At 53.8% G+C, this 24,313-nt stretch carries 21 protein-coding genes; 11 read left to right on the forward strand and 10 right to left on the reverse strand.

Going from position 1 to position 24,313, the window contains the following annotated elements; genetic code table 11:
- Nucleotides 1–176 precede the first annotated feature (176 nt).
- A complete protein-coding gene (locus RIN69_RS07685) occupies nucleotides 177–956 on the forward strand; it encodes an SDR family oxidoreductase (RefSeq protein ID WP_313856594.1) in 780 nt (259 codons plus the stop codon).
- 39 nt (nucleotides 957–995) lie between these two features.
- Here the strand turns inward: RIN69_RS07685 and RIN69_RS07690 are convergent, their stop codons facing one another.
- Nucleotides 996–1,571: a DedA family protein gene (locus RIN69_RS07690; protein WP_313856596.1), complete on the reverse strand. Its 576-nt coding sequence runs from the start codon at nucleotides 1,569–1,571 to the stop codon at nucleotides 996–998.
- A gap of 224 nt (nucleotides 1,572–1,795) precedes the next feature.
- Between RIN69_RS07690 and RIN69_RS07695 the strand changes: the two genes are divergently transcribed.
- The 3 genes from RIN69_RS07695 to RIN69_RS07705 all read left to right on the forward strand — a co-directional run bounded on the left by RIN69_RS07695 (nucleotide 1,796) and on the right by RIN69_RS07705 (nucleotide 6,175).
- On the forward strand, nucleotides 1,796–2,383 hold the full coding sequence (locus tag RIN69_RS07695) for a Yip1 family protein (protein ID WP_313856598.1): 588 nt from the start codon (nucleotides 1,796–1,798) through the stop codon (nucleotides 2,381–2,383).
- Between the two features lie 179 nt (nucleotides 2,384–2,562).
- Nucleotides 2,563–3,498 (forward strand): D-alanyl-D-alanine endopeptidase, encoded by a 936-nt coding sequence (pbpG, locus tag RIN69_RS07700; protein ID WP_313856600.1) that lies wholly within the window; start codon nucleotides 2,563–2,565, stop codon nucleotides 3,496–3,498.
- Nucleotides 3,499–3,739: 241 nt separating this feature from the next.
- Nucleotides 3,740–6,175, forward strand: coding sequence for a DUF3772 domain-containing protein (locus tag RIN69_RS07705; protein ID WP_313856603.1), 2,436 nt, complete (start codon nucleotides 3,740–3,742; stop codon nucleotides 6,173–6,175).
- 54 nt (nucleotides 6,176–6,229) lie between these two features.
- Here RIN69_RS07705 and dld read toward each other — a convergent pair whose 3' ends face one another.
- Nucleotides 6,230–7,972 carry a D-lactate dehydrogenase gene (dld, locus tag RIN69_RS07710; protein ID WP_313856606.1) on the reverse strand — a complete coding sequence of 581 codons (1,743 nt, stop codon included), beginning with the start codon at nucleotides 7,970–7,972 and terminating at the stop codon, nucleotides 6,230–6,232.
- Between the two features lie 93 nt (nucleotides 7,973–8,065).
- On the reverse strand, nucleotides 8,066–8,761 hold the full coding sequence (locus tag RIN69_RS07715) for an MgtC family protein (protein WP_313856608.1): 696 nt from the start codon (nucleotides 8,759–8,761) through the stop codon (nucleotides 8,066–8,068).
- Nucleotides 8,762–9,375: 614 nt separating this feature from the next.
- Between RIN69_RS07715 and bglX the strand changes: the two genes are divergently transcribed.
- The 3 genes from bglX (at nucleotide 9,376) to idi (ending at nucleotide 14,303) form a co-directional block, all read left to right on the forward strand.
- Nucleotides 9,376–11,673, forward strand: coding sequence for a beta-glucosidase BglX (bglX, locus tag RIN69_RS07720; protein ID WP_313856611.1), 2,298 nt, complete (start codon nucleotides 9,376–9,378; stop codon nucleotides 11,671–11,673).
- 827 nt (nucleotides 11,674–12,500) lie between these two features.
- Nucleotides 12,501–13,610 carry a suppressor of fused domain protein gene (locus tag RIN69_RS07725; RefSeq protein WP_313856613.1) on the forward strand — a complete coding sequence of 370 codons (1,110 nt, stop codon included), beginning with the start codon at nucleotides 12,501–12,503 and terminating at the stop codon, nucleotides 13,608–13,610.
- A gap of 159 nt (nucleotides 13,611–13,769) precedes the next feature.
- Complete coding sequence (gene idi / locus RIN69_RS07730; RefSeq protein WP_313856614.1) at nucleotides 13,770–14,303, forward strand: isopentenyl-diphosphate Delta-isomerase; 534 nt, start codon at nucleotides 13,770–13,772, stop codon at nucleotides 14,301–14,303.
- Nucleotides 14,304–14,352: 49 nt separating this feature from the next.
- Here idi and RIN69_RS07735 read toward each other — a convergent pair whose 3' ends face one another.
- On the reverse strand, nucleotides 14,353–15,822 hold the full coding sequence (locus RIN69_RS07735) for an MFS transporter (protein WP_313856615.1): 1,470 nt from the start codon (nucleotides 15,820–15,822) through the stop codon (nucleotides 14,353–14,355).
- 243 nt (nucleotides 15,823–16,065) lie between these two features.
- On the opposite strand from RIN69_RS07735, the gene osmF reads away from it, so the two are divergent.
- Genes osmF through RIN69_RS07755 form a run of 4 tightly spaced genes read left to right on the forward strand, consistent with a single transcriptional unit; the run spans nucleotide 16,066 to nucleotide 19,867 of the window.
- Entirely contained in the window at nucleotides 16,066–16,986 is a 921-nt protein-coding gene (gene osmF, locus RIN69_RS07740; RefSeq protein WP_313856616.1) for a glycine betaine ABC transporter substrate-binding protein OsmF, read from the forward strand.
- A gap of 57 nt (nucleotides 16,987–17,043) precedes the next feature.
- Nucleotides 17,044–18,204 (forward strand): ABC transporter permease, encoded by a 1,161-nt coding sequence (locus RIN69_RS07745; protein ID WP_313856617.1) that lies wholly within the window; start codon nucleotides 17,044–17,046, stop codon nucleotides 18,202–18,204.
- The gene (locus tag RIN69_RS07750; RefSeq protein WP_313856618.1) at nucleotides 18,201–19,136 is read left to right on the forward strand and encodes an ABC transporter ATP-binding protein; all 936 of its coding nucleotides are present in this window, start codon (nucleotides 18,201–18,203) and stop codon (nucleotides 19,134–19,136) included. The genes RIN69_RS07745 and RIN69_RS07750 overlap by 4 nt, the downstream gene beginning before the upstream one ends.
- Nucleotides 19,136–19,867, forward strand: coding sequence for an ABC transporter permease (locus RIN69_RS07755; protein WP_313857641.1), 732 nt, complete (start codon nucleotides 19,136–19,138; stop codon nucleotides 19,865–19,867). Before RIN69_RS07750 ends, RIN69_RS07755 begins: the two co-directional genes overlap by 1 nt.
- Here RIN69_RS07755 and RIN69_RS23035 read toward each other — a convergent pair.
- The 6 genes from RIN69_RS23035 to RIN69_RS07785 form a co-directional block, all read right to left on the reverse strand.
- Nucleotides 19,848–19,955, reverse strand: coding sequence for a membrane protein (locus RIN69_RS23035; protein ID WP_052896699.1), 108 nt, complete (start codon nucleotides 19,953–19,955; stop codon nucleotides 19,848–19,850). The genes RIN69_RS07755 and RIN69_RS23035 overlap by 20 nt on opposite strands.
- Nucleotides 19,956–20,030: 75 nt before the next feature.
- Entirely contained in the window at nucleotides 20,031–20,564 is a 534-nt protein-coding gene (locus tag RIN69_RS07765) for a DUF3833 domain-containing protein (protein ID WP_313856621.1), read from the reverse strand.
- A 37-nt stretch (nucleotides 20,565–20,601) separates the two neighbouring features.
- A complete protein-coding gene (locus RIN69_RS07770; protein ID WP_313856623.1) occupies nucleotides 20,602–21,108 on the reverse strand; it encodes a DUF2878 domain-containing protein in 507 nt (168 codons plus the stop codon).
- Nucleotides 21,105–22,334 carry a cyclopropane-fatty-acyl-phospholipid synthase family protein gene (locus tag RIN69_RS07775; protein ID WP_313856624.1) on the reverse strand — a complete coding sequence of 410 codons (1,230 nt, stop codon included), beginning with the start codon at nucleotides 22,332–22,334 and terminating at the stop codon, nucleotides 21,105–21,107. Before RIN69_RS07775 ends, RIN69_RS07770 begins: the two co-directional genes overlap by 4 nt.
- A complete protein-coding gene (locus tag RIN69_RS07780) occupies nucleotides 22,334–23,050 on the reverse strand; it encodes a DUF1365 domain-containing protein (protein ID WP_313856625.1) in 717 nt (238 codons plus the stop codon). Before RIN69_RS07780 ends, RIN69_RS07775 begins: the two co-directional genes overlap by 1 nt.
- On the reverse strand, nucleotides 23,047–24,312 hold the full coding sequence (locus RIN69_RS07785; protein WP_313856626.1) for an NAD(P)/FAD-dependent oxidoreductase: 1,266 nt from the start codon (nucleotides 24,310–24,312) through the stop codon (nucleotides 23,047–23,049). Before RIN69_RS07785 ends, RIN69_RS07780 begins: the two co-directional genes overlap by 4 nt.
- Between the last annotated feature and the right edge of the window lies 1 nt (nucleotide 24,313).

The raw sequence follows: 24,313 nt of genomic DNA on the forward strand, positions 1-24,313 counted from the left end.
AAGGCTCCCGTTAAATAGCGTTATTTCCAGTTGTCACTATAGTCAACGAATGGCGTGACTGACGGCAGGAAGCTTAACGAAGTGTAAATTAAGCTGAAGATATCTATAGCAAAATGCTGCTTTTACCCCAGCGTCTATACTTGCTGGTCAGCCATAACTGAGTTCAGGAGGAAAGCATGAGTAAGCCAACGAACAAAGTGGCGATCGTCACCGCATCGGATTCCGGAATTGGTCAGGCATCGGCAATTATGCTGGCGCAGCAGGGATTTGATATTGGTATTACCTGGCGCTCAGACAGTGAAGGCGCAGAGCAGACGGCGCAGCAGGTGCGCGACCTCGGCAAGAAAGCCGAAATCGAACAGCTCGACCTTGCCGATCCTCAGCAGGGTGGTAAGTCGCTGGAGCAGCTGATTGCCCGGATGGGGCGCATTGATGTGCTGGTCAACAATGCCGGGGTCAATATCAAAGCTGATTTTCTTGAAACCACTTTTGAAGACTGGCGCAAAGTGTTTAGCGTAAATGTTGACGGAGCCTTTGTCTGCGCGCAAATTGCTGCGCGACATATGGTTAAGCAGGGCGAAGGGGGACGTATAATTAATATTACCTCGGTGCATGAGCATACGCCGTTGCCAGGCTCAGTTGCCTACAGTGCCAGTAAGCACGCGCTGGGAGGCCTGACCCAGTCGATGGCACTCAGTCTGTTACCGCATAAAATTTTGGTCAATGCGGTCGCCCCGGGAGCAATAGCCACGCCGATGAACCAGATGAACAGTGGTGATGCGCATCAGATCCCGATGCCAGAAATTCCCGCCGGGCGCCCCGGTGATTCGCGTGAGATCGCCAGTATGGTCGCCTGGCTCTGTTCGCAATGGTCGAGCTACACCACCGGCCAGTCATTTATTATTGATGGTGGTTTTAGCCTGGCGAATCCGCAGTTTTTTATGCAACGTCAGTGACGATTATACGGGCGACGATGGCGTCGCCCGTAAAGAAAGCTACTGCTGTCGATTATCTGACCAGCGGCGAAACGCCACGCGGGCACCCCAGACCAGCGCGATTGCCGCCCCCAGCCACAGCAGATGCTTCAGGTGCTGATCGAGCTGGTGCAACCACGGAGCAATCACTCGTCCGCCAACGTAGCCCAGCGAAACAAAGATCAGCGCCCACAGCAGTGCGCCAATCACGTTCAGCAGCAGGAATTTGGCGGGTGACAGTCGGCTGGCTCCAATAATTACCGGGCCGATTAGCCGGAAGCCGTACATAAAGCGCACGCCAATCACAAATAGCGACGGCCGACGACGAATCATCTTATTGGCTTTAACAATCTTATCCTGATGTTTTTTAAACCGGCCGAGAATCGTCGTGCCGTAATAGCGACCAACAAAAAACAGCACTTGATCGCCAATGATGCCACCCAGCGCGGCAATCAGTACCACCCAACCATAATGTAGCAAGCCTTCATGTGCCGCCACGCCGCCTAATAAAGTAAAGGTTTCACCTTCTGCAAGGCACCCTATCAACAGCGCCCAGTAACCGTATTGTGAAATCAGTCCATTTACATCGATATGCAAAACTCACCTTCCTGTCAGTGCGCGTGAACCGCTAATTTTATACCCGGATTGCCATGACTTCAGGTAAAAGCGCTAAATTCCGCACTTTTCATCTCTCGCTTGATTATCGCTGATGAAAAAGTACGCAAATAAACCGCCGGAAATGCCAGCGACATTTATACTTAGCTTAAGTCCACCGATCGCAGGTGAACGTTGGCGGTTAGTCGTATCAGAGGAGTGATTTTATGAATCATGTCTGGGGACTTCTGGCGCATCCCAATCAGGAAATGCGCGAAATCAAGCAAGAGGACGAGAGCGTTTCCCATCACTACACTCATCATGTACTGGTGATGGCGGCGATCCCGGTAATTAGCGCGTTTATCGGCACCACCCAACTGGGGTGGAATCTGGGTGCAGGACGCACTATTCAACTGTCTCTGATCACCGGTATTGCGTTAGCGGTAATGTTTTATGTGCTCATCCTCGGTGGCGTGGCGGTGATGGGGCGGGTCATTCACTGGATGGCGCGTGACTATCCGCAGCGACCCAGCCTGCAACGCTGTACGGTTTTTGCCGGTTATGTTGCCACACCGCTGTTTTTGAGCGGGCTGGTGGCGCTCTATCCGCTGGTATGGCTGTGCCTGTTTGTCGGTGCGCTGGCGCTGGTTTATACCGGTTATCTGTTATACGTCGGCATTCCGCTGTTCCTGAATATTGACCGTGAAGAGAGCCTGCGTTTTTCCGGTTCGACACTGGCCATCGGCATCCTGGTGTTTGAAGTATTACTGGCACTGACGGTAATGATTTGGGGCTACGGATATCTGATGTTTTAATCCACAGTGCCGCTGTGACTCAGCGGCACTTTGTTTACGACCGGAAACGAATCTCCAGTAGGAATTTACTTAAGTGCCGGAGTATGATGCAGCTGCCAGCCCCCGCGTGGCCTCACTTTTCGCGGATGGCGGCCTGTGTATTGCACAGCTAAACATCAACCCGTTTAAGTTTTGACACGATGCCTGCAAAAATCCGTTATTCGCTTTTGAGTTTAGCCATTCTTTTTTCTGGTCAGGGCATGTTCAGCCAGGCCGTCGCCAGCCAAAATATCACCAAAGTGGCCGCGTCTGCGCAGCCAGAAATCGCCTCCGGCAGCGCGATGGTAATCGATCTAAATACCAATAAAGTGATCTTCGCCAGCCATCCTGATCGGGTGCGGCCGATTGCTTCCATCACCAAAGTGATGACCGCGATGGTGGTGCTGGATGCACATCTGCCGCTGGACGAAATGTTAAAGGTTGATATCAGCCACACGCCGGAAATGCGTGGCGTCTATTCCCGGGTACGTCTTAACAGTGAGATCAGCCGTAAAAATATGCTGTTACTGGCGCTGATGTCATCGGAAAACCGTGCGGCGGCCAGCCTCGCGCATCACTATCCGGGCGGCTATAATGCGTTTATCCGCGCGATGAATGCCAAAGCGCGCGCGCTCGGCATGAGTAACACCCGTTACGTCGAGCCGACCGGCTTGTCGATTAATAATGTCTCCACCGCGCGCGATCTGACTAAACTGCTGATTGCCTCTAAAAAGTACCCACTGATTGGTCAGTTGAGTACTACCCATGAAGATATGGCGAACTTCAGCAGCCCGAATTACACCCTGCCTTTCCGCAATACCAATCATCTGGTTTACAAACCTGACTGGAACATTCAGCTGACTAAAACCGGTTTTACTAATGAGGCCGGACACTGCCTGGTCATGCGGACTACGATTAATCAGCGCCCGGTGGCGCTGGTGGTGCTGGATGCTTTTGGTAAATATACCCATTTTGCCGATGCAAATCGTCTGCGTAGCTGGATTGAAACCGGTAAGGCCGCGCCGGTTCCGGCGGCTGCTCTGAGCTATAAAAAACAGAAAGCCGCGCAGGTCGCCAGCAACAGCACGGTTGAATAGGCAGTTTTCCCGCCTTCCTCTGTCACCTGGGAGGGCGGTTCAACGCGCTAATTGCGCACCGATCGTCACTTTTGTCAGCAGACAAGCGCAGCGCATTACTGTTACTTATTAACTATAAGTTATCTAATACTTAACCATTTATCCTATAGTTAAGGGTGTTGTAACAGCATAAACTAATTTGCTGTCGTGCTGCGGCCTGCTGCCGCGCCAGTCATTGATAACCGCATGGGTCGCTCTCGCTATGTCAACGTTGTTCACTTTTATACGTGTGTGTTTACTGGCGTTTATCACGCTGACACCAGCATTAAGTATGGCAGCGGATGCTATTTCGCCGCCTGTCGCTAATAGCGATGAAGCGCCGAAGGTTAATGCCTCGGCTGAACTGCAGAAAATGCAGAAAATACTCGATAAAATTAAAGGGCAGGTTTCCGGCGACAATAATAACGACGGCAAACTCGGGCAGCTTAATGATATGGCGCTGGAGCTTTCCAGCAGCGCCGATACTCTGGTTCAGGCACTGATTCCACAACGGGCGCAGCTGGTTGCGCAACTGGCGGTGCTTGGCCCGGCTCCGACGGCAGAGAGCGGTGTTAAAGAGACGCCGGAGATGACGCGTCAGCGTAAATCGCTGGAGAGCCAGAAAAGTAAACTGGACGATCAGATCAAGCAGGCTGAAGCGCTTAAAAACAACACGCTGAATCTGTCATCGCAAATTATCAGCCTGCGCCGTGATGCGATGAAAACCCAGCTGGCGCTGAATTCCGGCAGTATTTTTGGCACGCGTTTTTGGGCGCCGTTATTTGGTACGGATAATTCCGACGGCCAGAAAATCAGTAGCTTCGCCGACGAGTTAGCGGCAACTGCTGCACTTTCGTGGGAACCCGAGTGGCGTTTCGGCACCATCGCCTGGATTCTTGCGGCGTTGCTGGTAGCGACGCTGGGGCGACGTTATTGCGAAGAGTTTTTTGCCTGGATAAGCATTCATAAAATGCCGGAAGGGCGTCTGCGCCGCAGCTTCCTCGCCACGACTACCGCACTGACTACGCTGGTGGCGGTGTTGCTGGCATTTAACTTTATCGATCAGGCCTTTACCCGCCGGGCAGAAGTTACCCAGGATGTGCAGGACTTCGTGGATAAGCTGGTACAGCTCAGCGTGTTCTGTGGCCTGATTGCCGGCCTGGGGCGGGCATACCTCTCTACCCGCCGTCCGTCATGGCGACTGCCTGCTATCTCGAATGAGGTGGCTACCGCGCTGAAACCTTTCCCGCCGCTTACCGCCTCACTGGTGTTTATCTTCCAGACGGTGGAGTCATTTAACAGCAGCGCCGGAACCAGCATCGGTACCACGATCTGGGCCAATGGCTTAACCGCACTGCTGGTCGGCGCAACGGCACTATCGATCAGTTTCCGCACCAGCCGGGCGCGTCGCAAAATGCTGCATGCAGGTCTGCAACCTGAAGTGCGTTCCACACTGGTTGGCCTGATTCAGCTGGCGATTACTCTGACCGGGTTAGCAATACTCGCCTCGCTGGTGATTGGTTACGTCACCCTGAGCCGCTTTCTCAGTTATGAGCTGATCTGGATTGGCATTGTGCTGGGCTCTTTCTGGATGCTCAGCCAGTTAGTTCAGGATAGCTGCGAAAGCCTGTTGTCGACCAATAATACCACCGGTAAACGCTTGCAGACCTCGCTGAATATTGAGGAGCGCCATCTGTCGCAGGCGGCAGCACTGCTGTCGGCCATCGGTAAAACCGCCCTGGTGCTGTTTGCCGCCGTCGCCATACTGAACGGCACGCTCGGCACCTCAACGCCGATTGAGTTGCTGCAAAAAGCGATCGAATTCTGGGGTGGTAAAGGGCTGGAATCGCTGAATATTGTGCCCGCGCATCTGGTGAATGCTTTTCTCTGCCTGGTGGTCGGCATTTATGTACTGCGTTCGGTAAAACGCTGGCTGGATAAAGACTTTCTGCCCAAAACCACCATGGACACCGGCATGCGCGTGTCGCTGGTGACGCTGTTCAGCAATGTTGGCTACGTGCTGATTATTTTGCTGACGCTCTCAACCATCGGTTTGCAGTGGAACAAACTGGCGTGGATAGTCAGTGCATTATCAGTCGGTATTGGTTTTGGCTTGCAGGAGATCGTTAAAAACTTTATTTCCGGCTTAATTTTGTTGACCGAACGTCCGGTTAAAGTTGGTGACCTGGTCAGCATTAGCGGCATTGAGGGCGATATTCGTCGCATTAATGTGCGCGCCACTGAAATTCAGCTCGGTGATAAATCGACGGTAATTGTGCCTAACTCACAGTTTATCTCGCAAAACGTGCGTAATGCTACGATGGGCAACGCGCAAGGGGTGGCGACCATTACGCTGACGTTCCCGCTGGATATTGATCCGGTGCTGGTGCGTCAGCTGCTGTTGGACGTGTATAACGATAACGAGCGTATTCTTGATACGCCGGAGCCGTCGGTGTCATTTAAAGACTTAACGCCAGGTGGCATTGTACTGAGCGTTACCGGCAACGTCGCCAGCCCACGTCAGGTGAGTGGGGCGAAAAGTGATTTGCTGTTCGATATTCTTACTCGCTTACGTAAAGAGGGCGTGGTGCTGTCATCGCCACAAACCATGGTGATTGAACGTAAGAACGGCAATATGGTGCTGAAAGAGGCGGAGTAGGCAATTGTAAGGGAGCCGTTTTCGGCTCCCGTGGTGATGATCAAACTAAAGCGTTCAGCTATCTTTCTGCACATCCTTGCCGCAGTCGCATGCTCCCCAGTGTTTTATTTTGCTGGTTTTACCAATCCCGGGATTAAAACTGTTGGTAGGATCCAGCTGCTGATAAAACGCTTTCAGCTGTGGTTTCGCCTGATACAGATGACCGACGTTATGCTCTGCCGGATATTCCGCACCGCGTGCGGCGAGGATCGCCAACATTTTTTCTTTCAGCGCATGCGCATCAACGCCTTTCCTGACGATGTAATCCTGATGAAATACGTGGCACATAAAGTGGCCGTAATACAGTCGATGTACCAGTGCATCATCAAACTCTGGCGGCAACTGCTCAAACCAGTCACGGTCGTTGCGGCGCAAGGCAATATCCAGCGCCAGAATGTCTTCCACTTCATTATGATGCACCGCGTGATAACGCACCGCCGCGCCTGCCGCTGCGAAGCGATGTAAAAAGGCCTTCGCCCCTTCCTGCGCATCGCATTCAAAAAAGTCGCCTTCAGCCTGCTGGAAAACCTGTTTTAGATAATCACGTGCCTCTGCTACCCCTTCACCGGACATTTTCAGCATCAGATGGTGCTCAAAGCGATCACGATACTGCTTCAGCCGTTTCGGCAGGTGGGAAGGCAGCCATGAGCTGACTTTTTGCAACAGGCGATCGCTGGCATTTGGCTTGAGGAAGCTCAGGCGATTCAGCAGCGCATCGGCGCGGCCTTTAAGGGTGAAAAACAGCGGCATCTTATCGGTGCCGAGCTTATCGATCATCACAAAGGTATCTTTACCGTACACTTCGGCGATATCGAAAATATCCCGATGCATATATTCACCGGCGACCGGCAGATTTTTGAAGTTAGCCAGCATATGACGACGCAGATCATCCAGTACCGCAGTGTGATTAGTGCCGATATAAAATACCTGCTGCGCGCTTTCGGCAGCAAAGGTATCAAGCCGCACGGCAAATACCGCCAGCTTACCGGCGCAGCCGGAGGCTTCAAACAGGCGACGCTCATCGGCGTTAAAACGGGAAGGGGTATCGGCTTCGACGTCACGTACCCGTTCAGCATAATCACTGTCGGACGCGTGGCGATGGTCATTTAACACATCACTGGCACGCCAGTTTTCATCATCGAGTTTGCCGAGAATCTGCTCCGGTGAGCTGCCAAGATTGATCCCCAGATGATTGACCAGCTGTAACTGACCTTTTTCGTTGATACGGGCATACAGCGCCATCTCGGTATAGGCCGGACCGCGTTTTACCAGCGATCCGCCGGAATTATTACAGATGCCGCCCATAACCGACGCGCCGATGCAGGAGGAACCAATGACCGAATGGGGTTCTCGTCCCAAAGGTTTCAGCACTTTTTCCAGCTGATAAAGCGTGCTGCCAGGAAACGCCAGTACCTGTTTGCCGCCATCAATTAACTGGATCTTATCCATGCGTAAGGTGCTGATAATCACGATATCACGCTGATAATCGTTGCCCTGCGGCGTTGAACCTTCCGTCAGGCCGGTGTTGGCTGCCTGCATCAGAATAATTTTATCGGCGTCAACGGCGGCTTTCAGTACCTGCCATAACGCTGACAGGCTGCCGGGAAAAATAACCGCCAGCGCATCGCCCTCGCCGGAGCGGAAGCCTTTGCGGTAGCGTTCGGTTTTACGTGGATCGGTAAGTAGGTGCTGATGACCGACGATACGGGCAAATTCGGCGAGCAGAGATTTATTGGCTGATTTTTCTGAGGTGTGCATATCCATTGTCCTTTTTTGTGTCACGCCAATACTGTAGCGCAACCCGCATTATCACGGTGGTGAAATTCACACCACCGCGATAATACTCAGCTATCAGGACGTTGCGTCGGCAATACGCCAGTGGACGGCGCTGACGCTTTTTTCCAGACTGATACGGCAAACAATATTTTCCAGTTCGCGCTGTGCATGGGGGAATCCGAAGATATCGGCGCAAACTTCCAGCTGGCCTGGACGATCAATATCGGCGCTGCACAATGATTGCAGACGTAATGCCACCCCGTTCAGCGCCTGCAGAATCAGCGTACGGACCAGAATTTCATCTTCGGCGCCGCAGGTTATCTGGATACGATAGCACTGCTCGGTATCCACTTCTGGCGCTTTTGGTTGCAGATTAATACGCTGTGCGGCTTCGCGCAGCAGGATATTGGCGCAGAGTAACACCAGCGTGGCGGCGGTGGCGTTGGCAAATTGACCCAGGCCGCAGAGCACGCCCACTGCCGCAGAACACCACAGAGTCGCAGCGGTGTTCAGGCCGCTGATATTCAAACCCTGGCGCATAATCACGCCAGCACCTAAAAAACCAATGCCGGAAACCACTTGCGCCGCAATTCGTCCCGGACTGTCCGGTGAAGTGCTGGCAGAACTTAAAATAAAAATTGCCGCCCCGGTGGCGACCAGCGCATTGGTGCGCAGGCCTGCCATCCGTTGACGCCACTGGCGCTCAGCGCCTATCACTGCGCCGAGCAAAACTGCCAGCGCCAGATGCACGATAAATGGGGACCATGCCATGATAATTACTCACTTTTTGCGCGCCATCACGGCGGGCAGGGGAAACTGTTATGCGTAAAACGCATCTGAAAGAGCTGAATAATCAGCGAGTTTTCAGCAGCTACGCCCCGGAGGAAACAGGCTATGGCTGGGCACATTCAGAGCTGAGCTAATCAACGATAAGATAAAACGCATAATGCACCTTTATTCAGGGCAAATCCTGCCCGGAAATATGCGGATAAAAACGGGATGCATCAGCGATAACGCTGGAGTGATGACACTACCCGCCGTGATGTACGGCAAGTAACGTATCGGGGATAGGTTATTTTGCCGTGGAGGTTAATCGACTACTTTGACTGTCCAATGGGGTTCTCCAGGAAAATTTTGCCGGACTATAAGCGGCCTTAGCTCACCTGTAAAGGAAGAAATCGCTGTGGTTTAATCGCGGTTAAGCTATCGCAAAAAAAACATTCTGCCGCTAGCATTGAGTGAACCGTGATTTTTTTGCTGGTTTTATCATTGCGATAAGTTGTTGTCGGGTATCAGTCGCCAGATTGTGGCAAACTGCTGCCATCCTTGTTGCTCAGTTACGCAATAAATCGTTACCGCGCAGTTACTTGTGAGATGCCAATCTGATGAAATGGATTTACTCTGTCAGCCTTGCTGTCACGCTGGCGATGCAGCCAGCCTTTGCCGATGTTCAACCGGCGCAACATCCGTTGACCCCGCAAGCCCGTGATGCCTTTGTCAGCGACCTGCTGAAAAAAATGACGCTCGACGAGAAAATCGGTCAGCTACGACTGATCACCGTCGGTCCGGAAAACACTAAAGAGGTGATCCGTGACATGATCCAGCAGCAGCAGGTCGGGGCGATTTTTAATACCGTCACCCGTCAGGATATTCGCGCGATGCAGGATCAGGCGATGCAACTCAGCCGTCTGAAAATACCGCTGTTCTTCGCTTATGATGTGATTCACGGTCAGCGCACCGCGTTTCCGATCCCGTTAGGGCTGGCTGCCAGCTGGGATCTGGATGCGTTAGCCGATGTCGGACGTATTTCGGCTTATGAAGCCGCTGACGATGGCCTGAATATGACCTGGGCACCGATGGTGGATGTCACCCGTGAGCCGCGTTGGGGCAGGGTATCGGAAGGTTTTGGTGAAGATACTTACCTCACCGCTGAAATGGGCCGCACGCTGGTGGAGTCGATGCAGGGTAAAAGCGCGGCAGATCGTCACTCGGTGATGACCAGCGTGAAACACTATGCCGCCTATGGCGCAGTGGAAGGGGGGCGCGATTACAATACCGTGGATATGAGCCCGCAGCGCCTGTTGCAGGACTATTTGCCACCGTACAAAGCCGCGCTGGATGCCGGTAGCGGCGGCGTCATGGTGTCGCTGAACTCGCTAAACGGCGTGCCGGCCACTGCCGACAGCTGGCTGCTAAAAGATATTCTGCGCGATGACTGGAAATTCAAAGGGATTACCATCAGCGACCACGGGGCGATCAAAGAGTTGATCAAACATGGTGTGGCCAGCGATCCTGAAGATGCGGTGCGGCTGGCGCTGAAATCCGGCGTTAACATGAGCATGAACGATGAGTATTACAGCAAGTATTTACCGGGGCTGGTGAAGCGCGGCGAGGTCAGCGAGCAGGAAATTGACGACGCCACGCGCCACGTGCTGAATGTGAAATACGATATGGGTCTGTTCAACGATCCCTACAGTCATTTAGGGGCGAAAGAGAGTGACCCACAGGATACCAATGCTGAAAGCCGCCTGCATCGTGCCGAAGCACGCGATGTGGCACGTAAGAGCATGGTGCTGCTGAAAAATCGGCTGGAAACGCTGCCGCTGAAGAAAAGCGGCACCATTGCGCTGGTCGGGCCGCTGGCTGACAGCCAGAATGACATTATTGGCAGCTGGTCGGCGGCGGCAGTTTCCGGGCAGGCGGTGACGCTGTTGCAGGGGATGAAAAATGCCACTGACGGTAAAGCGACAATACTGTATGCCAAAGGCGCTAACGTGACCGACAACAAAGGCATTCAGGATTTCCTGAACCTGTATGAAAATGCGGTTAACAAAGATACACGCAGCGCACAACAGATGCTGGACGAAGCGGTTGCCGCGGCGAAGCAGGCTGATGTGGTCGTTGCCGCGGTCGGTGAAGCGCGTGGTATGGCGCATGAAGCCTCCAGCCGCAGTGATATCACGATTCCGCCAAGCCAGGTGAAGTTGCTGGACGCGCTGAAAGCGACCGGCAAGCCGTTAGTGATCGTACTGATGAACGGTCGCCCACTGGCGCTGGTCAAAGAGCAGCAGCAGGCCGATGCAATACTGGAAACCTGGTTCAGCGGCACTGAAGGTGGGAATGCGATTGCCGATGTGTTGTTCGGCGATTATAACCCGTCGGGTAAATTGCCAATGTCCTTCCCGCGTTCTGTCGGTCAGATTCCGATTTACTACAATCATCTGAACACCGGGCGTCCTTACAACTTTGAGAAACCGAACAAATATACCTCCCATTATTATGACGCTGCCAACGGTCCGCTGTTCCCGTTTGGTTATGGTCTCAGCTATACCAGCTTCAAGGTATCGCCAGTAACCCTGTCTGCTGACACGATGCCGCGTGATGGCACGGTCAACGCCAGTGTTACCGTCACTAATACCGGCAAGCGCGATGGCGCAACGGTGGTACAGATGTACCTGCGCGATCAGGTTGCCAGCATCAGTCGTCCGGTTAAAGAACTGAAAGGCTTCAAGCGAATTATGCTGAAAGCTGGCGAGTCACAAACCGTCACCTTCCCGATTGACGTTGATGCGCTTAAGTTCTGGAATGCGCGACTGCAGCAGGTTGCCGAGCCGGGTAAATTCAGCGTGATGATTGGGCTGGATTCTGCTGATACCGAAGAGGCGGAATTCACCTACCTGTAGTGATTAGCAGGCATGGGGGGATATCCCCCATGCCTTTTCAGCCGCGTCCATTCTCTTTCCATGTTTTAATAAACCAGTGAATAACGAAATAAAATAGCTCAAGAAGCTTAATTATTCCTAAGGGAATAATTAACACAAGAAGGATGCGGGTGTACTGGCAGGGGATATTAATAAGTGTGTTTTCTATAAGCTTTAAGTTTTTAAAAACAGCGAGTGTCAGTAGTAGAACAACGAATGATATAATGGTTCTCGATAATTTTGATGCATTATATATGGATTTCATGATTTCCTTATCATAATACGCAGATGTTTTTAAATAAACTTCATGGATGAAATACTAACCGGGCCAGGAACCGCCGCGACTGTTAAGGTTAATGCCGTACTGACTATGCTGGGTCGATTATCGCCAACTGTTTATACATTGATAACTGATACTGGTTACATTAACTTATTAAGCAACGAATTCACGTTGTTATTTTTGAGCGCTGAATGGTAATTTGTATACTCGAGTGACATTCAATGTCAATAATAAGATATGACTCCTGTGTTAGAAATATCATGATTATTTCAAGAATAATTATGCTATGTGGTTAAAATATACAGGGTTGTATTTACTACAGCTGGTTAATCTTTTAAATAACAGTACCCAGTCAGCATCACACATAATAAAGCAACCGAAAAACGCGCGGCAAAATTTATCACTGCCAAAATTTTTTAATTGGGCATTTCATCATTTGAGAGTTTTACCCTTGTGCTGACGTGGCGCGGCAGGCGATCCTGCTCTATTCTCGGGGAAAAAGGATTCCTCCACGCTACGTTGAGGCTTTATGACACAGTCGCATCTGATTGCTGAGATCGCTAATCAGCAACAAACGCTTACCGCCGTCATCGAACAGGATGAGCGTGCTGCCTATTTCTATATCTGGCCTGCTGAGCCTTTTCGCTCACAGTATGCCGTGCGCGGCTGCTGGTTACGCAATCTGTTACCGGCACCTCAGCAGGAGGATCGTCAGGCGATGGAGCAGGGCGTTGCGCCGCTGCTCAGTGCCGAATATTGCCGTACGCTGGAGGCTGAACCGCCGCTTGATGCTGCCGGTATTCAGATTATCTGGGAGCCGACCGACGACGGTGCCGCGGTGTGGTATCAGGGACAGCTGCTGGCGGTGATTCCGGGCTGGAGCCTGTATCAGGATCGGCAGGTCAGTTTTTCGGCGGGTTGTATTAAACCGAACCGCCTGACCGCACCGCTGGGTTCAGCGTCCACCAATCAATATTATGCACTCGCCGGGCAACATCGCCTGTTCTGGCGCGACTGGCATGACGGTCATCTGTGGGAGCCAATGCAGCACGAGATGCTGCAGTGTTATGCCGCGCAGTATGGCGAGTCACTGAAATATTACGCCATCGACCAGGGTAACTGGCCGCCGATGGCGATTTCTCAGCACTATCATCAGGGCGTCTGGTATTTCCTGACCCTCGGCATGAGCATCAGGCCGATGCCGTGGGTCGATTTCCTGTATGAAGATCTGTCGCCGCAGTATCGCCGCACTGAACTGGCGATGGCGATTGATGCCGACGTGATGACAGAAGATAACGCGGTGCAGATGGCTAGTGCGCTGGCCGGTTTCGCCCATCTGCCGTGGGCCAGACTAAGTTGGATTGGTGAAGGCCATACGCTGGAATCGTCGGTGGCACCGGTTGGTTTTGAGGGCTTTATTTTGTCAGGCGCACTGGCGCGTGATGAGGGGCAATTCCCGCTGCCAAAGCGCGAGGGTGAGAAGGTTAATCTACTGTGGGCCAGCCCGGTGACCACTGCCGAGCGCGAGTTTGCTCAGGCCGACGAAAATGGCGGTTATCAGCTGGTGGCGCGTCTGTTACAGTACGGTTCCGGCCATATCTTCCGCCCGCGCCAGCAGGTGGTGGAGACGGACAGCTAACGGCGCTTCGCGCCGGTAACAAACCCTTTGCGCGTTTTTCAGGTGGAATAATCCCTGCCTTGATTTATTGATGCTATTTGACATAAGTCTGAACGATTTTGTGCGGAAAATATGGCGAAGGATATGCCAGAATAGTGAGATTAGTCTTAAGGAGTCGTCATGTCCGCGATTGAAGTTATCCTGGTCGATCACCTCGATCGGCCAACCGGCAGAATGGAAAAGCTGGAAGTACACGAAAAAGGCTTACTGCATCGCGCGGTGACGATATACGTGTTTAATTCCAAACATCAGCTTTTACTGCAGCAGCGCGCCAGTGATAAATATCACTGCGGCGGGCTGTGGAGCAACACCTGCTGTGGTCATCCTTATCCGCAGGAATCCACTCAACACGCCGCTGAGCGACGCCTGTTTGAAGAGATGGGGCTGCGCCTGACGTTGACGCCAATGTTTGAGCTGAGCTATAACCTGCCGATGAGTAATGGACTGACCGAACATGAGTACGGCCATGTCTATTTTGCTATCAGTGACGATCTGCCACGTCTGAATCCGCAAGAGGCCGATGACTGGCGTTATGCTGATATCGCAGCGGTTAGCCAGGAGATCGCGCGCGATCCGCTGGCGTTTACGCCGTGGTTTCTACACACTTTTGCACGCATTCCTGAGCAGCTAAAACGCTTTACCCGCCAAACCTGACGCTGTCAGCTTCGCAAGCAATGGCCGGGTGAAGCCCGGCCAGACGTGATTAATCAGCAAAATCCTCCGCATCCACATCGTAACCTGATGGTTCCCAGCGAATCAGCAGCAGCGCCAACAAGCCTGCCAGTGGAGCGACTGCTATCACCCAGAACACGCCGGTATCCAGCGTTGCCGCCAGCAGCGGAAACAGAAACAGCGACAGTGTCGAACTGGCGCGCATCAGCGTTTGATTGAAACCGACACCGACGCCACGCAGGGAAGTCGGATAGCTAAGAGAAGCGTAGGTCATGGTATGCGAACCGGGGCCAAAGCCCTGACCGAGCAAGAAAATTGCCAGCATAGCGATCGCCAGTGCGGCTTCCTGTCCCCCTTCCGGTCGGCCAATTACCGCCAGCCCGATCAGTGCGACCAGCTGGAAAGCGTAACCCAGCACCGTCATTTTCCACGCGCCAAAGCGCGGAACCAGCCGCACCGCCAGCACGCCGCCAACAAAGGCAAACAGCAGGTTCAGCACCAGCGACACCAGAATGGTGGTCAGCATCGACTGGGCAAAAAAGCTGGAGATAATCACCGGCAGGCCAAATGCGACCGCGTTATACGCGAAAGAAGAGGCGACCGAAATCACCGTCGCCAGTATCGTGCGCCTGAGATAGATTCCCTTCAGCAATTCGCCATAATTCCGCCAGCTGGCGCGGCGTGGCGGTTTGGCTGGCGTCAGATCGGCATCGTTGGCCACTTCAGCATTGATACCATAAGAGCTGCGGAGTATTTGCGCCGCGCCTTGCAGATTTCCCTGATTCGCTGCCCAAATCGGTGACTCGCTCATATAGCGACTGCGAATGGCGATAATAATCAGTGCCGGAACGGCACCAAAACCTAAAATCAGCCGCCACAGCCAGTCTGTATGACTTTCTGGCAAGATCCCATACAGCAGCAGTACCAGCAGGTAAGAGATACTGATGGCGGCGTACCAGGTCGGGCACCACATGGCAATGCTGGCAGCTTTATTACCGCGCCCTTTCAGACGGGAAAATTCTGCCAGAAAGGCCATTGCTACCGGCAGATCGATGCCGACCCCCAGCCCCATCACAAAGCGCGCGCCTGCGAGTACGTACTCGTTAGGTGCAAAGGCGCAAGCCAGAGCCGCGATGACAAAGAAGAACATATCGGCCATAAAGACCCGATAACGACCAATTTTGTCGGTGAGATAACCGCCAATCAGTGCACCGACAATGGCACCAAAGGTGATAGCCGAGGCCACCATGCCGGTGCCAGCCGGGGAAAGATTAAATTCGCGGGTGACGTCTTTGATACCAAATGCCAGCGCGCCAAGATCGTAGGCATCAAGAAATACGCCGCCCAGCGCAATTCCTATCACGATGCGCGCATTGCTGCGCGCCTGAGTACTGTTATTGACCAGCTGCGAGACGTCAGCTGCACTACGTATTATTTCCGCCTTGCCAGACGGCACTTCGCCAACCGACGCGACGTGCGCCGAAGATGTAATTTCAGACATGATGTTGTGAACACATTATTAGAATTGAATCAACAGCATACCCAGCCATCTGCGCAGATTAAATTCTATCTGGTTATATGTGATAGCCAATTGAACCTTGCAAATTGTCTTGCTGCTATCCCAGGGGCAGTAATCGCGTCAGTAAAATTAGCCCTTCCTGCAAGTCGTAGAGACAAGTTTGCGCTACGCTTTTATAGCCTGCTTCGGCTACCGTCTGTCTCATGGAAAAAAGGATAAATAAAGATGGCTTTCAATATATTGCGTAGCGGCCTGTTGGGATTTACCGCACTGATGACGCTGGTGGCCAGCGCGTCCGCTGCCGATGCGGTGCGTGTCGGCTCGAAAATTGACACCGAAGGTTCACTGCTGGGAAATATCATTTTGCAGGTGCTGGATAAACATGGGGTAAAAACCGTCAATAAAGTTCAGCTCGGCAATACGCAGGTGGTGCGCGGGGCGATTATCGCTGGTGAACTGGATATCTATCCGGAATATACCGGCAATGGCGCGTTCTTCTTTAACGATGAGCAGGATGCGGCGTGGAAAAATGCCGCAGCGGGTTATGAAAAGGTCAAGAAACTCGACCAGCAAAAAAATCAGCTGACGTGGTTAACACCGGCACCGGCGAACAATACCTGGACAATTGCAGTGCGCAGCGACATGGCGCAGAAGAATAAGCTGAATTCGCTGGAGGATCTCAGCCGCTATCTGAAACAGGGGGGTGAGTTCAAGCTGGCGGCGTCGGCAGAGTTTATTGAACGGGCGGATGCGCTGCCGGCGTTCCAGAAAGCCTATGGTTTCCAGCTGAAGCAGGACCAGCTGTTGTCGCTGGCCGGTGGCGATACGGCGGTAACGATTAAAGCCGCGGCGCAGCAAACGTCCGGCGTCAATGCCGCCATGGCGTATGGCACCGACGGCCCGGTGGCTGCACTGGCCTTGCAAACCTTGAGCGATCCGAAAGGCGTACAGCCAATCTATGCGCCAGCGCCGGTGATCCGCGATGCGGTATTGAAACAGTATCCGGATATCGGCACATGGTTACAGCCGGTGTTTGCTTCACTGGATGAAAAAACGTTGCAACAGTTGAACGCGAAGATTGCCGTTGAAGGGCAGGATGCAAAAACTGTCGCAGCGGACTATCTCAAACAGAAGAATCTGCTGTAAGTCCATTTCGCAACCTGAGCCGGGCGAGCGCTGCTTTTCCGGCAAAACGGGGAAATTTTGCCAATTAAACTACACAATCGCGTACTTCTGACGCTGGCGCTGCTGCTGGGCCTTGCCCTTGCGGCCTTGCCATTTTTGACTTATGCCCCCAACCGTCTGGTTTCTGGCGAACCGCTGGCGCTCTGGTCGCTGCTGCAAGGCAGTGACAGATTGCTGCTGTTGCCGGTTGCGCTGTTGCTGCTGTGTGCATGGTGGCCGGTAAGCCGGCTAAATCTGGCCTTAATAGTCCTATGCAGCGAGCTGTTACTGACCTTGATGCTGGCACTCAGTGGCCGTGAAGCCACCGCGCTGGCGCAGCAGGGCAGCCCGCTGGCGCGCACCGCGTTTGGCAGCGGGTTGTGGTTGGCGGCGGCACTCTGCCTGCTGATTACCGCCGATGCGCTATCACGTGTTATCCGCAGCGCTTTCTGGCGCCTGCTGTTGAATGCGCAGATGTGGCTCCCGGTGATCCTGCTGCTGGCGCTCGGACAGCTCGATCAGCTGGCGTTGCTGAAAGAGTACAGCAATCGTCAGGAGGTGTTCGATCAGGCGCTGTCGCGTCATCTGCTTCTGCTGTTCAGCACTCTGTTGCCGGCATTGCTGCTGGGCATTCCGCTCGGACTGATCTGCTATCGCCAGCCACGCTGCCAGTCGGCGGTATTTTCACTGCTGAATATTATTCAGACCGTGCCGTCGGTGGCCCTGTTTGGCCTGTTAATTGCTCCGCTGGCGGGGCTGGCCAACGCTTTTCCGCTGCTAAGTCGCTGGGGCATCAGCGGTATCGGGATGGCTCCGGCATTAATTGCGCTGGTGCTTTATGCACTGTTACCGCTGGTGCGCAGCGTGGTCGCGGGCTTGCAGCAGGTTCCGGCTGGGGTGATTGAAACCGCGTACGGCATGGGCATGACGCGAAGGCAGGTGTTCTGGCATGCCGAGGTGCCGCTGGCACTGCCGGTGATGTTAAGTGGCTTACGGGTTGTCGCCGTACAAACGGTGGGAATGGCAGTGATCGCCGCACTGATTGGTGCCGGTGGCTTTGGCGCGATTATTTTTCAGGGCTTACTGAGTAGTGCACTGGAGCTGGTTCTGCTCGGCGTGATCCCGGTGATCGCTCTGGCGGTGGTGGTAGACACGCTGTTTAAATTTATTATTTCGTTGCTGGAGATCGATCGCCGATGATCAACTTTAATCAGGTAACTAAATACTTTGACGGCAAGGCGGCGATCAGTGACTTAACCCTGAATATTGCCGCCGGCGAATTTACCGTACTGATTGGCACGTCCGGTTCTGGTAAATCGACCACGCTGAAAATGATCAATCGCCTAATTGAACATGATGAAGGCACCATCCGTTTTGCTGGTGAAGAGATTCGCCGGTTTAATCCGCAGGTGTTACGGCGGCGCATGGGCTACGCGATCCAGTCTATCGGCCTGTTTCCGCACTGGACGGTGGAGAAAAATATCGCCACCGTTCCGGCGCTGCTGAACTGGCCGAAAGCGCGGGTGCAGCAGCGTGTGGCTGAACTGCTGGCATTACTTAATCTGGATGACGAGCTTCGCCATCGTTATCCGCATCAGCTTTCGGGCGGTCAGCAGCAGCGGGTTGGCGTGGCGCGTGCGCTGGCCGCCGACCCGGAAGTGTTATTGATGGATGAGCCTTTCGGTGCGCTTGATCCCGTCACACGCGGTGCCTTGCAGCAGGAGATTATTCGTATTCATCAGCTGTCGGGGCGTACTATTGTGCTGGTCACTCATGATATTGATGAAGCGCTGGCGCTGGCGGACAAAATTGTGCTGATGGATGGCGGTAGGGTGGTTCAGCAGGGTAAACCGGTGGAGCTGCTGACGCGGCCGGCAAACCAGTTTGTACGTGATTTCTTTGGCCGCAGTGAGCTGGGCGTACGCTTGTTATCACTCGGCAATGCGGGTTCAACGGCGCGACGCGGTGAATGGCAGGAGGATGAACCGATTGCTGCGGATACGACGCTGCGGGAGGCTCTTTCGCAGTTTATTGCGCGCCAGACCGACAAACTGCCGGTAGTCGACGGGCAGCAGAAACCGCTGGGCGTGCTGTATTTTTCCGATTTGCTGCATCAGCGGGAGAAATTATGATGCGCTGGCTACGCGACCCGTTGTGCTGGCTGCTGCTGCTGTTTGTCGCATTGCTGTGGGCGCTACCCCACAGCGGCGCGCTGTTTGCCCACTGGTTTCCACAGCTGGAGCGTCCGCTGTATCAGCAGGAAAGTTTTGCGCAGCTGGCGCTGGCGCATATTCAGCTGGTGGCAATTTCCAGCCTGCTGGCGACCTTGATCGGCGTCGGCGCGGGAATTCTGGTGACGCGCGGTGCCGGGCGCGAGTTTCGCTCAATCGTCGAAACGCTGGTCGCCGCCGGGCAAACCTTTCCGCCGGTCGCGGTACTGGCGATTGCGGTGCCGGTTATCGGCTTTGGCGAACGTCCGGCGGTGATTGCGCTGCTGCTGTATGGCTTATTGCCGATCTTACAGGGCACGTTAGCCGGGATCTCAGCGGTGCCTGCCAGTGCGCGTGAAATTGCTGAAGGGGTCGGCATGAGTGCGTGGCAGATTCTGTATAAAGTGGAGTTGCCGCTGGCGTCACCGGTGATCCTCGCCGGTATTCGAACCTCGGTGATCATTAATATCGGTACGGCGGCAATTGCTTCAACGGTGGGGGCGAAAACGCTCGGTACGCCGGTGATTATCGGTCTGAGCGGTTTTAATACCGCTTATATTATTCAGGGGGCGATTCTGGTGGCGCTGCTGGCCATTATCACCGACAGGCTGTTTGAGCGATTATTGCAGCGGCTTAAGAGGCATGCAAAATAATGGCATAACCCACCAGCATCAGGCCGCCGACGCCGCCAATCGCCATCACCAGGAAGCCAGAAATAATTGCGGTTTTTTTCAGGTTCATTGCAGTGCCTTAATCATAAAAAAGAGGGCAGATCATAACGCGATCTGCCCTCGCATCATAGACGATTAAAGGCTTTTATTGCCCGGCGGCGTCCTCTTTGTTAAAGAATATCGTTACCCGGGCCACTTCAATGCCGAATTTTTTCATTGAGGTGACGTTCAGCAAATGCTGCGCATCCTGCTGAAAAATCCAGTCGTCAAAGTCGAGGCGGTAGCTGGATGAATCGGTTTTAACCTCCATCTTGTAGCGCCAGTTAAAGGCGTTACCCGCTGCATGTCCAATTGCGGTACCAATAATATCGTTCGCTGTGCCAACATAGCTGCCATCTTGCTGACGACGAATCTGCCAGACGCGAGTCTGCTTTTCACCGTCATCATAGACAAACTGCTCATGCAGAGTCAGGGTTTCACCCAGCACTTCGCCGCGAATAGTCACTTCAAAACGGCGTATCTGTTTACCGCTAAAATCCTGCACCATTCCCCAGGCGCGACTCTGACCATTGAAATACTGGAAAATATCGATTTTCGGCGTGGCCGACTGATATTCATCGATGCTGGTGCCGCAGCCGCTGACTAACAGACACATTCCCAGACAAAGCGCTTTCCACATTCTGTTTACCTCCGGTCGGATTGTGACGAATATCAGGCTAGTCGTCAGCGGTGATGGATTTATCTTTCGCTCGCAGAATCCAGCGGGCAACCGGTAAATAGATCGCCCAACCGCAAGCCAGCAGCGGATAAACCAGTGATGGCGCATGCTGAAGCTCCATAGCGCCCAGTTGTTCGCCGATAAAATAGCTCAGTGGGCCGCCCACCGCGCCCAGTGGAATCAGCCAGAGTAGCGGCAGATTAAGTGTCGCCATTACCAGCCGCCACCAACAGGCAAAACCCAGCCATAGCGCCAGCATCCACAGGGGTAACCAGTGGCTGCCGTTAAACTGAAACAGATCCAGCGCCAGCCACAGGCTGTCGAGCGCGATCCCCAACGCCATCAGGCTGATTATCTGCCAGCGGCTGCCGCCAGCGGAAAACAGCAGTGCCAGCACCGCAATTGTCAGCGCTATCCATTCGGTGCGCTCGCGCAATCCAACCGCCAGCGCCCAGAAAGCATCAAAGCCGAGGGTCAGCAGCCAGAAGCGCCAGCGCGCTGTCATGCGCGCGCGGCCGTCAGCTGAACGGTGCCGATGGTGCGCGCCATAAAGCCTGCTTCGCAATAACAGAGGTAAAACAGCCACATACGGCGGAATCGCTCATCGAACTGGCTGTTTTTCAGCTCTGGCCAGGCATGGTCAAATCGCTGACGCCACTCGCGCAGCGTACGCGCGTAATCATTGCCCATTTCAAATACGTCCTGCACCTGATAGTCACTCACTTCACTGAGCGTCTGTTGCAGCAGGGTGGTTGAGGGTAAAAAACCGCCGGGAAAGATATAGCGCTGAATAAAGTCGACGCCTCTGGCGTAACTACTGTAGCGCGCCTCGCTGATGGTAATCGCCTGCAATACCAGACGGCCCCCCGGCTTTACCAGCTCCTGACAGCGCTGGACAAACAGCGGGATATAGCGACGACCCACGGCTTCAATCATCTCAACTGAAACCAGTTTGTCGTACTGACCTTGTAACGTGCGATAGTCTTCGCACAGCACCGTCACGCGGTCGCTCAGGCCAGCCTGTTCGATGCGCTGTTTTGCAAACTGATATTGCTCACGCGAAATAGTCGTGGTGGTGACGCGGCAGCCGTACTCGCGCGCAGCAAATTCCGCCAGCGCGCCCCAGCCGGTGCCGATTTCCAGCAGATGATCGCCGGGGCGCAGTGCCAGTTTGACGCACAGGCGGCGTAGTTTGGCTTCCTGAGCCTGCTCAAGGTTGCTGCTGGTGTCGCGAAACCACGCGCTGGAGTACTGCATCGAGCGATCGAGAAAGGCGCTGTAAAAATCGTTGCCAAGATCATAGTGGGCGGCAATATTGCGTTTTGCCTGGCGCACGCTGTTGCGACGAAAACCGTGGATCAGCTTGTTCAGTGGGGTAGTCAGCCAGCTCAACCGAGCTTCCATCTTATCCATCACCGCCATATTCAGCGCCAGCGTCTGGATAACCGCCGTGAGATCGGGAGTGTCCCAGTCATCATCCATATAACTTTCTGCCGCTGCGATGCTGCCGCCGAGCAGCACCCGGCGATAAGCGCGGGTATGTTTTACCTGCAGTTCTGCCTGCAATGAGGCCTGTGAATCACCAAAAAACTGCTCGCCAAGGTGCGGATCATAAATGCGCAAGCCGGCACCACGCAGTTGGCTTAACAGAGCGAAAATCACGCGGCGTGAGGCAGAGTGTTTCTTACCGGGCTTACTGCCGTGCGTGATACTGACTTCTGAAGTGCACATTATTTTTTCTCCGACTTCGGATGGTCATACACTGGCGCACCTTTGCGCCATAATTTAAAAGCCTGCCAGTAAATCGCCAGCGCGGTACGCGCAGTCATCAGTGGAAATCGCCATAAATGATAGCGCAGATTTTTGCGGGTCAACGCCTGACGACGCAGATGCAGCGTGGCATCGAACTCGCGACCGGCGCGGTGGTTTTCAATATGCACAGAAAGTGACTTTCCCGGCGCGGAGAGCCGCCAGTGATAGATCATATCGATCGGATTAAACGGTGAGACATGAAAGACTTTTTCCGTGGTTTCACTGCCGTCCGGCTTCACGGCATAGGTATGGCGCTCATTCCACGGCGTATTGCGCACTTCTGCCAGCATCCAGCGCAGCCGATCGCTGGCGTCATACAGATAGTAAAAATTAACCGGGTTAAACGAGCAGCCAAGGTAGCGCAGCTGGCATAACAGCATCACCCGGCCGGTAAGGTGTTCACCGGTCAGTTCGGCAATGCGTTGCTGAGCGCGAGTTTTGATATCACCGCCGCCGAGATAATCCTGATGATAAAACGATGCCGGAGAAAAACGGCCGAGACGGATTCCCAGCTGCGGCAATAGCGGCAGCTCATCGAGATCAATCAGCGGCATATAGATGCTGTAGCTGAACTGATGATCGACCGGGGTAAAGCGGCGATGACGCACGTGGCCGCTGTACAGGGCGCTGTTCATAGCAGCGCGGCCTGTTCCATGGCTGCGACCACATCCAGCGCGCTGCGAATGCCATCTTCATGAAAACCGTTGTAACTCCACGCGCCACAGAACCAGCTGCGACGCTGGCCATTCAGTACCAGCCGCTGCTGCTGTGCTGCCAGGCTTTGCGCGCCAAACTGCGGATGTGAGTAGCGGTATCTTCCCAGCACTTTACTTTCATCAATCGGTTGCACCGGATTGAGCGAGACGCAGAACGTGTGCGGCGCATCGATACCCTGCAAGATATTCATATTGTAAGTGACGCTGGCCCCGGTCAGCGGATTATTCGTTTCACGATCATTAAGCTGATAATTCCAGCTGGCCCACGCGCGGCGACTTTTCGGCAGCAGGCTGACATCGGTATGCAGCACCACCTCATTGTCGCGGTAGGGCACGCCGCTCAGCATGCTGTGCTCTTCGGCTGAGGCGTCCTGCAATATTTTCAGCGCCTGATCACTGTGACAGGCGAAAATCACCTGATCAAAGCGCTGCCGGCCGTTGGCGGTTTCCAGCGTAACCCCTTGGTCATCACGCCAGACCGCGTGCACCGGGGTGTTGAGATGAAGTTTTAATTTACCGTCGAGCAACGCCATCAGACGGCGAATATACTGACGTGAGCCGCCTGGAATCACATACCACTGCGGGCGATTAACCACATCCAGTAAGCCGTGATGACTGAAAAATTGCAGGAACAGCGACAGCGGCATATTACGCATTTCGGCCAGCGAAGTGGACCAGATGGCTGCCCCCATCGGTAGAATATAATGTTGAGCAAAAAATGGGTTGAATCGTTGGCTGGTAAGGAAATCATCCAGCGTTTGATCTTCATTTTGCTGTTTCAGCCAGCGTTTTCCGCAGCGGTTAAAGCGCAGAATATCGGCAACAAAGCGCAGAAATACCGGGCTGAACAGATTGCGGCGCTGAGCAAACAGACTGCTGAGTGAGTGGCCGTTATATTCGAGGCCGCTGCGATGATTGCTGACTGAAAAGCTCATTTCGGTGTTCTGACTTTCGATGCCGAGTTCAGCCAGCAGCGCGAGAAAGCGTGGATATGTACGGTCGTTAAAAACAATAAAGCCCGTGTCGATAGCGTAGTGCTTGCCCTCCAGCTCGACATCGACGGTTGCGGTGTGTCCACCCAGCGTCGGTTCGGCTTCGAACAGCTCTACATTGGCACGATTTGCCAGCTTCCAGGCGCAGCTAAGCCCGGCAATACCGCTGCCGATAATGGCGATGTTCACA

The sequence above is a fragment of the Winslowiella toletana genome (assembly GCF_032164335.1).
Classification (GTDB): Bacteria; Pseudomonadota; Gammaproteobacteria; order Enterobacterales; family Enterobacteriaceae; genus Erwinia; species Erwinia toletana_A.

Coding starts and splice junctions, on each gene's coding strand:
- RIN69_RS07685 (WP_313856594.1), top strand. CDS start 177: ATGAGTAAGCCAACGAACAAAGTGGCGATCGTCACCGCATCGGATTCC.
- RIN69_RS07695 (WP_313856598.1), top strand. CDS start 1,796: ATGAATCATGTCTGGGGACTTCTGGCGCATCCCAATCAGGAAATGCGC.
- pbpG (WP_313856600.1), top strand. CDS start 2,563: ATGCCTGCAAAAATCCGTTATTCGCTTTTGAGTTTAGCCATTCTTTTT.
- RIN69_RS07705 (WP_313856603.1), top strand. CDS start 3,740: ATGTCAACGTTGTTCACTTTTATACGTGTGTGTTTACTGGCGTTTATC.
- dld (WP_313856606.1), bottom strand. CDS start 7,972: ATGCACACCTCAGAAAAATCAGCCAATAAATCTCTGCTCGCCGAATTT.
- RIN69_RS07715 (WP_313856608.1), bottom strand. CDS start 8,761: ATGGCATGGTCCCCATTTATCGTGCATCTGGCGCTGGCAGTTTTGCTC.
- bglX (WP_313856611.1), top strand. CDS start 9,376: ATGAAATGGATTTACTCTGTCAGCCTTGCTGTCACGCTGGCGATGCAG.
- RIN69_RS07725 (WP_313856613.1), top strand. CDS start 12,501: ATGACACAGTCGCATCTGATTGCTGAGATCGCTAATCAGCAACAAACG.
- idi (WP_313856614.1), top strand. CDS start 13,770: ATGTCCGCGATTGAAGTTATCCTGGTCGATCACCTCGATCGGCCAACC.
- RIN69_RS07735 (WP_313856615.1), bottom strand. CDS start 15,822: ATGTCTGAAATTACATCTTCGGCGCACGTCGCGTCGGTTGGCGAAGTG.
- osmF (WP_313856616.1), top strand. CDS start 16,066: ATGGCTTTCAATATATTGCGTAGCGGCCTGTTGGGATTTACCGCACTG.
- RIN69_RS07750 (WP_313856618.1), top strand. CDS start 18,201: ATGATCAACTTTAATCAGGTAACTAAATACTTTGACGGCAAGGCGGCG.
- RIN69_RS07755 (WP_313857641.1), top strand. CDS start 19,136: ATGCGCTGGCTACGCGACCCGTTGTGCTGGCTGCTGCTGCTGTTTGTC.
- RIN69_RS23035 (WP_052896699.1), bottom strand. CDS start 19,955: ATGAACCTGAAAAAAACCGCAATTATTTCTGGCTTCCTGGTGATGGCG.
- RIN69_RS07765 (WP_313856621.1), bottom strand. CDS start 20,564: ATGTGGAAAGCGCTTTGTCTGGGAATGTGTCTGTTAGTCAGCGGCTGC.
- RIN69_RS07770 (WP_313856623.1), bottom strand. CDS start 21,108: ATGACAGCGCGCTGGCGCTTCTGGCTGCTGACCCTCGGCTTTGATGCT.
- RIN69_RS07775 (WP_313856624.1), bottom strand. CDS start 22,334: ATGTGCACTTCAGAAGTCAGTATCACGCACGGCAGTAAGCCCGGTAAG.
- RIN69_RS07780 (WP_313856625.1), bottom strand. CDS start 23,050: ATGAACAGCGCCCTGTACAGCGGCCACGTGCGTCATCGCCGCTTTACC.